This is a genomic window from Desulfovibrio sp. (assembly GCF_019424165.1).
Classification (GTDB): Bacteria; Desulfobacterota; Desulfovibrionia; order Desulfovibrionales; family Desulfovibrionaceae; genus Desulfovibrio.
The window spans coordinates 27,051-37,857 of the sequence record NZ_JAHZAA010000025.1 but is presented as its reverse complement, the minus strand read 5'-3'; the positions used below and the strand labels follow the sequence as shown (position 1 = coordinate 37,857).

The 10,807-nt window shown below is 53.5% G+C and carries 4 protein-coding genes and 1 tRNA gene; 3 read left to right on the top strand and 2 right to left on the bottom strand.

All coding sequences use genetic code 11. The features are described from left to right. The 3 genes from QZ377_RS09135 to QZ377_RS09125 form a co-directional block, all read left to right on the top strand. Positions 1–1,362: sigma 54-interacting transcriptional regulator (locus tag QZ377_RS09135; protein ID WP_291440846.1), on the top strand; the 1,362-nt coding region annotated here is incomplete at its 5' end. A 795-nt stretch (positions 1,363–2,157) separates the two neighbouring features. Then, positions 2,158–7,011 (top strand): hypothetical protein, encoded by a 4,854-nt coding sequence (locus QZ377_RS09130; protein WP_291440845.1) that lies wholly within the window; start codon positions 2,158–2,160, stop codon positions 7,009–7,011. Between the two features lie 1,479 nt (positions 7,012–8,490). Next, positions 8,491–8,949 carry a GNAT family N-acetyltransferase gene (locus QZ377_RS09125; RefSeq protein ID WP_291440844.1) on the top strand — a complete coding sequence of 153 codons (459 nt, stop codon included), beginning with the start codon at positions 8,491–8,493 and terminating at the stop codon, positions 8,947–8,949. Between the two features lie 232 nt (positions 8,950–9,181). Here QZ377_RS09125 and QZ377_RS09120 read toward each other — a convergent pair. Together QZ377_RS09120 and glpK are read right to left on the bottom strand one after the other, a co-directional pair. Next, positions 9,182–9,268: transfer RNA gene (locus QZ377_RS09120), tRNA-Leu, on the bottom strand. A 164-nt stretch (positions 9,269–9,432) separates the two neighbouring features. Next, on the bottom strand, positions 9,433–10,807 hold a 1,375-nt coding region (gene glpK / locus QZ377_RS09115; protein WP_291440843.1), incomplete at its 5' end, for a glycerol kinase GlpK.

Sequence of the window (10,807 nt, the reverse complement as noted above, 5' to 3'; positions counted from 1 at the left end):
ATCACCCGGCTTTCCGGCTATGAAAAATCCACAATGATCGGATCCAACGTTTTTGAAGGATTGCAGCATGGCGACTATAAAAATTCATGTGTTGCCAAAGTACTGCAAACAAAAGTGCCGTATGTGACCATTAACGAATATAGCCAGTGGGGAGTAAAAAAAGGCGAGAGTAAGGGGAATGACTGCCTGGTTTCAGGGACGCCCATTTTTGATCGACAAAAAAATTTGAAATACGCGGTGTCCATCGCCAGAGATATTTCCGAATTGCAGCAAATCCAGGAGGAATTACAAAAAACAAAAACACTATCAATGATTTACAACAGGCAGATAAAATCTTTTCAACAGCAGACCAGAGTTGAAATCGCGGAAACACGTAGCAAGATAATAGAAAATTTGTTCGAGCTCGCAAATCAGGTAGCAGACATCGATCTGCCAATTTTGCTGGTCGGAGAAACTGGCGTAGGTAAAGATTTTTTTGCAAATTACATTCATGCAATCGGGGCCAAGTCTGCTTCACCATTCCTTAAAATAAATTGCAGCGCCATACCGGACACCCTTTTGGAAAGTGAGCTTTTTGGTTACGAGGCCGGCGCATTTACCGGCGCCAGTAAAGAAGGCAAACAAGGCTTGTTTGAAATCTCTGGCGACGGCAGCCTGTTTCTCGATGAGGTAGGCGACATGCCTTACCTTTTGCAGGCAAAACTGCTTGGCGTACTCCAGGATAAAACGATTATGCCGTTGGGGGGCAACAAAGAAATTAAAATCAAATCACGCATCATTGCCGCAACCAATGCCAATCTTGAAGAGCTTATCAAACAAAAAAAATTCAGGCTTGATCTTTTCTACCGCCTGAATGTTATCCAGTTTAAAATACCACCACTGCGCGAACGCAAAGAGGATATTATCTTTTTCGCCAATAAGTTCCTTAGAGATTTCAACAACAAGCACAATAAAAATGTCTACTTTTCTTCAGATCTGTACGATAAGATGCTCTTTTACCCTTGGCCCGGAAACATCAGAGAGCTGAAGAACACGGTAGAGCGTATTGTGGTCATGTCAAAAAATGGAAGCATCAATAAAGAGCTATTGCTGAGCGCCGGATTGGGGACAGGTGGAGCCATGCCCACAGGCGCAAGCGCTTCGGGAGATTTATCCGAAAGCCCTGATCTGCTTGGCAACATGAGCCTGAAAGAGGCCGTCGCGCGTTACGAAGCAGACGTAATAGCTGCGGTTATGAGACAAACCGATAGCGTGGCCGAGGCTGCGATGCGCTTGGGCATTGATGTTTCCACACTGCTGCGGAAGCGGAAAAAAACAAAAAGACTATCGGCATCCAAAAAGGAACGTCATAGCAGCAACTAGGTGCGCCAGCCTGGCTTGAGGAGACGATTTCACGCAGACGCCCGCTGCGCGTTCCGTGCACTTTTTTGCAGCCTGCCTGCATTCGCTTTTTGCCGACGCAGCGGCACTGCCAGCCACGTTGTGAAAGTGATTCGCCCCTGCGGCCGCAGTCCGGCCTCCAGAGGCAACATTTTTTCGTGCGCAAATTTTTTCTGCTGTAGTGACGCAAGCAAAAATCCATTTCCAGATTTTAAATTCATAATACCAATTCATGCTTCATGTGCCTCCCTTCAGAAAACATGAGTAAATATAAATATTTCCACAATGTTGATTGAAGTAAAAACTGCGTTGTCAGTGCCTGGCAGCCGGCAAAAAACTTCGTCCGGCATAAAACATAGTAAAATAATATAATTTATTGTGTGTTTTCGCCCTGATATGCAGAGCAACAGACTGGAACAAGCATTGGTAGGTTTTTTAATTTTTAAAAATTTTATCTATTATTTTAGTTAATTATAAAGATTTACTCCAGATAAAAGCAGCGCGTCAAGGCAGACGTTGCATGGCCACAGGTCCATTGACATGAATAATAACTGACATTATTAGAAAAGCGATGGGTTCATCCCAGATCGTGAATCACAGTCTCCGCTGATTCACCATTTCCTTCTTGTAGATGCCCTCTTGCAATAGAGGCAGAGGGGGGCCTTACCCCCCAGAGAAGTAAGCACCACGCCTACACTCTCTCCTTTCATGCCTTTCGGCACACGAGTACTGCACGTTGCCGCAATACCAACGAATCCAGTATATTATGGAGGCCGTATGCCTACTATAACCATTTCGCGTCCTCTTCAGGGGCAGGCAATTACTGTTTCTGCGGCGGGCAAAAACGCAAAGATCGCTCTTGGTTTTTCAACCGATGGTGCAACATTGTCGCGCGATGACAATTCACTGATATTTACCTTTGAAGACGGCGCCGTCATTCGTATTGACGACTTTTACACCGCTTATCATAGTGACAACATTCCTGAATTTGAGATTGAGGGCAAACTGGTTTCCGGCACGGAATTTTTCAATGCTCTTGGCCCCAATCTCATCCCTGCGGCCGGTCCCGCAACAGCTATCAGAACGGCCCGCTCCTCTGACCACACGACTTCCGACCTCGCCTCCGGTGTGGACCACCTGGACGGGACTGACATAAAAATAGAAGGCTCCGGCTTCCAGCCTGGTTCCCTGCTTTTTGATTCCCCCGCGGTTTTGCTTGCCGACACTGCCGGACCGGACGCGCCGGTGGAAGGTCCCTCTTTTCCCGCAGGCCCCTTTGTACGCGCAGTGCTGTACTCGCCCGGTGCCACGGGCGATGCCGTTACCACCAGCGTATTTTTCGGCGGTAATGGTGCGGCCCCTGTAGCCATTGCCCCTGGAGGCATCGATTTTGACGGCACAAATGCAACCGCACCCTACGCGGTTAGCGTCAGCCTGCCTGCCGGATGGTCAAGTTCCTGGGTAGATGTCAGCTTTAACAACCTTACCGGCCGCCTGGAGTTCCGTCTCACCGCTGACGGCGTGACCGAAATGCAGCGGCTCGGGCTGACAGGTGAAAGCCTGGTGGACTTCATCCACATCACTGTTACAGACCGCGCTTCAGGCGAAAACTACGAATACAACGTGGAGCTTGTAGTCACAGATAATCAAAACTTTGATTCCGCAGAGCACGATAGCCGCTATGGTGGTCAGCATCTGGATAATATCGGTGAATTCCATCAAGGCCAGAACAATGGCGGGGTTTACTCGGTCATTTCCTCCGCGCAAAATGACGAAATAATCATCAATGACGCGGTAAGCGGCGGCAGTTCCATACATGCCAGCGGCTCTGCCGGCCCGGCGCATATGGCCGATGACTACAATACCATCAACCTTAACGCCGGGGTTACGAACACGACACCAGGCTCCACCACGCAGATCACTTCTGCGGATGGCGAGCTTAATGTGGCTTACGGCGTAACCGGGCAGGGCAATGCCGCCGCGAACGTCATTGATATGGGCAACGGTACGGTTCATGTGCAAAATGCCTCTGGCAACGGCATGTCCGCTAGCGATTCCGGCAGCAACAGCATCACCACAGACGGTGGCGATGTGAGCGTGTCGGGAGGCGGCAGCGGATCTGGCATGGATGTCTGGAGTTCCGGCAGCAACAAAATCGAAACGAAAGACGGCAATGTGAGCGTGTCGGGCGGCTACTTCGGCATGCGGACCGATGATGCTGGCAGCAGTAATACCATTACCACCGCCAGCGGCGACGTGGCTGTGTCGAACAACCAGCGTAGCATGTCCGCCAGCGATTCCGGCAGCAACAGCATCAGCACGGAAAGCGGCAACGTGACGGTCAACGGGTCCTTCACCGGTCCCGGCTCTGCCTCCCAAGACACCCCCGTCACCAGCTCTGGCATGTCAGCCACCTTTTCGGGCAATAACAATATCCAGACCACAGACGGAGACGTTACCGTCAGCGGCTCCTACACCGGTGCCGGCAATCCTTCCGGCAGTGCCAGATGGGGCGTAGGGTACGGCATGCACGCGGATGATTCCGGCAGCAATAATATCGCCACTGAGAACGGCAACGTGGCTGTTGTTGGTTCGCGTGATGGTCAGGGGGCCGGTTTGGGCTCCGGCATGGTTGCCTCTGGCGGCAGCAATCGCATTACAACCAAAGACGGCGATGTTGCAGTTTCCGGCACGGGCAGCAATTCTGGTACAGGGTATGGCATGTCCGCATCTTCTGCCGGCAGCAACAGTATCAGTACCGAAGGCGGCAGTGTGAACGCTTCCGGCAACACCGGCATGCTGGGTATCGGCTCTCTCAGCAGCAACAGTATCGCCACCGAAAGCGGCGATGTAACTGTTGTTGGTTCCGGCATTGCCAATGGGCATGGCACAGGAATGGAAGCCGAACAGTCTGGAAGCAACAGCATCACCACCGGAAGCGGCAAGGTGCATGTTTCAGGTAGCGGCATCTTCAGCGCCTCCGCCATTTTTGCTTCCCACTCAGGAGCCAGCAACAACATCACCACTGACAGCGGAGATGTAAGTGTGTCTGCCGTCAATAGCAACGGCAGTTCTTACGGCATGCGTGCAGCTAATTCCGCCAGCAATACCATCACTACAAAGGATGGAAATGCAAGCATTGCCAGCACAAGATGGGGTATCTATGCCGAAAAGTCCGGCAGCAACAGTATTGAAACAGAAGATGGCCATGTGAGTGTTGTCGGCAGCGGAGGTGGCGGTTCTGGCATGTGGTCCTATGCTGACGGTAGCAATACCATCACCACAAAAGGCGGCAATGTGGACGTATCCGGCGGCAGCAAAGCCAACAATCTTAACAGCAGCTCTGCCATGTACGCCCAGTCTTCCGGAGCCAAGGATCCTTCCAGCAATATCATCACGACAGAGAGCGGCAATGTAACCCTTACCGGAAACAGCACCTCCAGCAGTGGATCTGCCATGCATGCCCATGCTAGCAGCAATACTGTCGTCACTGAAAGCGGCGATGTGGCTGCATCGGGCAACAGCATCAGCAATTCCGGCTACGGCATGCGGAGCAGTTCTTCCGGCAGCAACACCATCACAACCGACAGCGGCAGCGTGGCCATAGCAGGCAGCAGCGTCAACCACTCGGCCTATGGCATGCACGCCGATTTTTCTGGTAAAAACCAGATCGTCACCGAGTCCGGCGATGTCACTGTAACAGCCAAAACCGAAAGTACCGGCCATGCCTATGGCATGAATGCCGCGTCTTCCGGCAGCAACACCATCACAACCGACAGCGGTACTATAACTGTGGCCGCAAACAACGAAACCGCCCACAGCTACAGCATGAATGCCGCCTCTTCCGGCAGCAACAGCATTATCACTGGCAACGGTGATGTGAAGGTGTCGGGCAATTCATCGTTCAACCTCGGTTATGGCATGTTTGCCAATTCCGCCGGCAGCAACTCCGTGGTCACAGCCAGCGGAGAGGTAACTGTGACCGGCGCGGGCCTCAGCGGTTACGGCATGCATACCACAGCTTCCGGCAGCAGCAACTCCATCACCACTGACGATGGCCAGGTAAATGTGTCGGGCAGTGCCGTCAAAGGCAACGGGAGCGGCATGACCGCAACCATTTTCGGCAGCAATGCCATTACCACGGCAAGTGGCGATGTGAACGTGTCGGGCAACTCGACATCCGGCAATGCTTATGGCCTGTCTGCCGCCTCTTCCGGCAGCAACACCATCACCACCGAGAGCGGCAATGTGGTCGTATCGGGCAATGGTGCTGTCGGCGGCTACGGCGTTGTTGCCAAAGGCGGCATGAACACGATTGAATCAACCCCGGACTCGCCCTTGACCGTGACCATCACGGCATCGGCCAATACCGCTGGAAAGGCCATTGCCATGTGGGCCGATGGCGGCGGCTCTGTAAACTACATCACCGGCCATTCCCAGGCAGGCGGCACGGGCGACAGCATCACCCTCACTGCCAATAACGGCCGGGGCATCGCCATGCAGGCTGAAAACGGCGGTAAAAACATCATTACCACCGGCGCGGGCAACGACAGCGTGACCATCAACGGCGCGGTCAAGGGCAGCGGCAATGAAATCAATCTGGGCGGCGGTGACAACACCCTTACCATCAACGGCGTGGTACAAAGCGGCAGCCTGAACGTGATCGCTGCCGGCGGCACCTACACCCTGATACTTCAGGCATCAGATGCCGAAAGTTTTGCCACCCGCTACGGGGGCTGGCTCAACGCCATTGGCTCTGACCCGCTCATTGCAGGCGGCATGACGGGCATCAACTTTGAAGGTCTGGACTTCTCCGCCCTGCCCGCGGGCTTTCTGTCAACCTTCAATGACTTCCTGTGGGCTCTGCATGATGGCGGCACGTCCATTGAGCCGCCGGAGCTTGTCACCCAGTTGCATGACCCCGCCGCCCCCTCTGCCTCGCCCCTCGCAGCAATGCTTGCGGATACCGGCGCAGAACATATGCAGGACGCGCAGCATGCCGCCGGGCATGATGCGACGCAGGACTCGACGTTGACCGCTCACGACGGGCCGACTCTCCTGCCGGATGACAGTCTGAATGCCGCCTTCAATGCGCAGACGGGCAATGCCGGGGCGCAGGCAGAGGCTTTTGAATCTGACGCTACAGCACAGACAAGCTTTGCTATGATGGACGAAGAGGAAGAGGGGCAGGTTCAGCCGCTTTTCACCTTCCTGGACGATCATGCCGCAGACATGCCCGCAGACATGCCCTTTGAAGAAGGCGATGACGCACTGCATAACGGCTATCTCGGCAATGAAGGTGGAAACAGCGCCGACTTTGCCGGACTCCATACCCCCATCACCCTGACTTACGGCGATGAAAGTCTCGACAACCTGTTTGCGGTCGCAGCCGAGCAAGGCACAGAGAGAAGTGAAACTGATCTTGCAGGGGGTGCATTGCACGACATGGGTCTGACGGACATGAACGCGGCTCTTGACCAGAATCCCCTCGCCGGGCCTGACATTCACGATGGCCCCGTCGCCGTGGAGGGCGTTGCAGCAGAAACCAGCGAAGCCGGCAATGTGTCCAGCGTTATGGACTCCTGCCAGGAAGTTACGGACAACGCTGCAAGAGAAATGTCAAACTACTAGCCAGGTGGATACCATAGGCTGTTCACTCTTTTCATTCCCTGATCTGCTGCCGCCGAAATGGCCGCGTTATGGATCAAGAAAAAAAGAGTGAACAGCCATAAAAATACACCAGCCATAGTGTGCGTAATGAGCATCCCGCCAGCGTCCACACGGCGAAACGTTACTGAAACGTCACCGCCGATGCCACCCCGGTCCACCCGCCCTGCCGCCCAATCCCCCTGGTGCCGTTTTTCCAGGCTGCCCAGCCTAACTGAGGAACAGGCATTTCGATAGCAACATAAACGGGCCGCTATGGTTTACTGCCGGCTAAAGCTGCGCCTGCATCGTAAGGGAGAAAAATAAGTCCCGACATGCCAGCCTGTTTTGGCCGCACACTACAGGCCAACTGCTGCCCCGTGCGCTTCACGCGTGCGCCTCGCCCTCAGATGGGCAACGGTTCCATACCAACGTGGCGGCGGATCGCAGCCGTAACTGCCTCGCCATCGAAGCAAACGCCTGCCGCCAGCCGGGCATCAGGGTTCTGGGCAGGAAACCATCATGGCTCGACATCCGGAAAAGCTGTGAGTGGACACAGGAAGGAACTGAGATCGGCTCAAATGGCTGAACAAAAACTAGCTGAGATCTGGAAATCAATGCATCAAGCACCGTTGCCAGGCACATCTCAAGTGCCGTACCGCCAGTATGCAGGGTACGGCACGGCTTTCATTTGCGATTGAACGGCAAAAAAAACATGCGACGCACTTAAATTGTTAAGAAATTCGCAGTCAAATCCTAGGATGCGTCGTGCGAATTCCATAACCGTATGGCTGAAGAAACACTTATGGACCAGCGCAATGGACCATTCCCGCATTCACACACCACACGATACAGGTCGCGTGTACGACCAATTGGCCGTGATGTTTCAATTTTTGTTGACAATTTACCGCACTTGATACACGGACGAATCACAATTGGCGAATTTTCTTTATCCATGAGGCGAGAATAATAAATGCAAGAAATCCAGTCAAAGGTTGTTTCATCCAAATAGTAACGCCTATATTTAAATTTGAACATGCTATGCAATGGCATCATCTGCCGCAAGCTTGTGTCACTTCATCTTGCTTTTTTTGATTTGCAGAAGCGTTTACGCCTGCTGAAAAAACTGCATATAGTAGAATATTCATAAAAAGCCGTCCGTTGGCAGGCACTCCCCCATCTGCCCTGTCGTACGTGCTATTTACAATCGTCTGTTCGCGGCTGGCCCCAGCCCTGAAGCAGTACAATTTTGTCTCGCCACGACAACTGTGCAGCAAACAAGCTGAATCATGGTTTTATCGAGCATCTGAGTTCGGACTTCATTATGTTTGACCCTGATTTGCGGCTGTGTCATGAACGCTGCGTCAGCCCCAAGCCGTTTTTGCCTGCCCTTGCAACGCGGATTGCCGTGAAGGGACGGTGAAAACGTGCTGATACAACGAATCTTTCTTTATGGAGTTTTTAATGAGTAAAGCAATCCTGCGGCCGGCATTGCCGGGCGATGCACGCAAATGCCTGCGTATTCGCGCATTGACCCGTGAAAATGCGTTTTCTGAACAGGAGCTTGCCGCCCTCGGCATTACAGAACAAAGCTGGCGCACGGGCATTGAGGACGGCAGTTACCCCGGTTATATCGCCAGCGTTGACGGCCAGATGGCCGGGTACTGCTTCGCCGACCGTGACAGTGGCGAAATCATGGTGCTGGCTTTGCTGCCGCGCCATGAAAACCAGGGATTGGGACGCATGCTTTTGACGAATATAATCAAAGATATGCAGGCACTTGGCTTTAAGCGCCTTTTTCTGTCTTGCAGCAGTGACCCCAAAGTACGTTCCTATGGCTTCTACCGGCATCTGGGCTGGAAAGAAACCGGCCAGCGCGATGAACATGACGATGACATCCTGGAGTACCGTTTGGATCAGTAAGCCGCCCAGCTCTACAGCAGCAGGCGCACAACAAGAGATCCGCGTGGGATATGCGGTAGAAACAGCCGTTCTGTTTAAGCAAACGCTCTGCACAAAACGCAATAATGGACGTGCGGCGGGCGGAGATTGGGATTGGAGGCGGGAACGTACCGTTTTTGGAAGTGGCCTACAGTGGTATACAGCTTCTGAATAAAAAAAAGGGCTTGTATTTCTACAGGCCCTTTGATTTTTCTGGTACCGAGAGCGAGACTTGAACTCGCAAGGGGTTGCCCCCGGCGGATTTTGAGTCCGCTGCGTCTACCAATTCCACCATCCCGGCAAATCGGGGTTCAGGCAGATTCGCCTGTACCCATAGTGCGAAAAGCTTTTTATCCCAATGAGCAGGGGTAAGTCAAGAACCTCTGTTGCCCTGAATAAAAACAGGCAAAAGCCACAGGCGTTATTATGGCGTTTGCAACCGCCCTGCAAATTTGCGGCTCTGCCCTACTCCTCAAGCCAGTGCGCCGCTCTTTGCACCGCGCGATGCCACTGATACAGCAGTTCATCTCTCCTGTCTCCGGGCATTGAGGGAGAAAAGCAGCGATCAAGTTTCCACAAACTTGCCAGCTCTTCTTCATTTTCCCAAAACCCTGTGGCAAGCCCGGCAAGATAAGCGACCCCCAAGGCTGTCGTTTCTGTTACGGTGGGCCGCTCAACCAGAACCCCTGTGAGGTCCGCCTGAAACTGCATGAGCATGTTGTTGCGGCTCGCGCCGCCGTCCACCCGAAGCGCCGTAAGAGCAATGCCCGTATCTTTTTGCATGGCATCAATAATATCCAGCGTCTGCAATGCAATGGCTTCAGTTGCCGCACGGGCGATATGCCCCTTGCCGGTTCCTCTGGTCAGGCCCACGATGGTTCCTCTGGCATATTGATCCCAATAGGGCGCGCCAAGCCCCACAAAGGCAGGGACCATATAAACTCCGCCATTATCAGGCACAGTGCCGGCCAGACCTTCCATTTCGGAAGAATCCTTGATGATGCCCAACCCGTCACGCAGCCACTGCACCACCGCGCCCCCCACAAAAACACTGCCTTCGAGCGCGTAGGAATATCCCCTCGCTGTCTGCCACGCCACGGTGGTGAGCATATTGTTCAGGCTGACGCGCGGACTATGCCCGGTATTGAGCAGCAGAAAGCAACCCGTGCCATAGGTATTTTTTGCCATCCCCCGGCTCATACAGGCGTTACCATAGGTAGCGGCCTGCTGATCACCGGCAATACCGGCCACAGGCACCGCACGGCCAAAAAATTCAGGATGTACCTCAGCCATATGGCTGGATGAAGGGACGACTTCGGGCAGCATGGAGGGCGGTACGCCCAAAATTTCAAGCAGTTCGTTATCCCACTGTCCCGTATGGATATTGAACATCATCGTTCGGCTGGCATTGGAGGGGTCTGTAACGTGGGCTCCCCGTTTGCTCAGGTTCCACACAATCCAGGAATCCACCGTGCCGAACAACAGTTCTCCGGCATCAGCCTTTGCCCTGGCTCCCGGTACATTGTCCAGAATCCATCGCACCTTGCTGCCGGAAAAATACGCGTCCAGCACAAGCCCTGTCTTTTCCTGAATGATGTGCGCCTTGCCGTCAGCCCGCAACTGATCACAAAAGGCTGCTGTACGCCGATCCTGCCAGACAATGGCATTATACACTGGCGCCCCGGTAGATTTCTCCCACACAATGGTGGTTTCCCGCTGATTGGCTATGCCTACGGCCGCAATTTCATTGCCGTTCACCCGCGCGAGTCGCAGACATTCGTGCAGAACGTGCGCCTGCGAATCAAAAATTTCATTGGGCGAATGCTCGACCCAGCCTGGC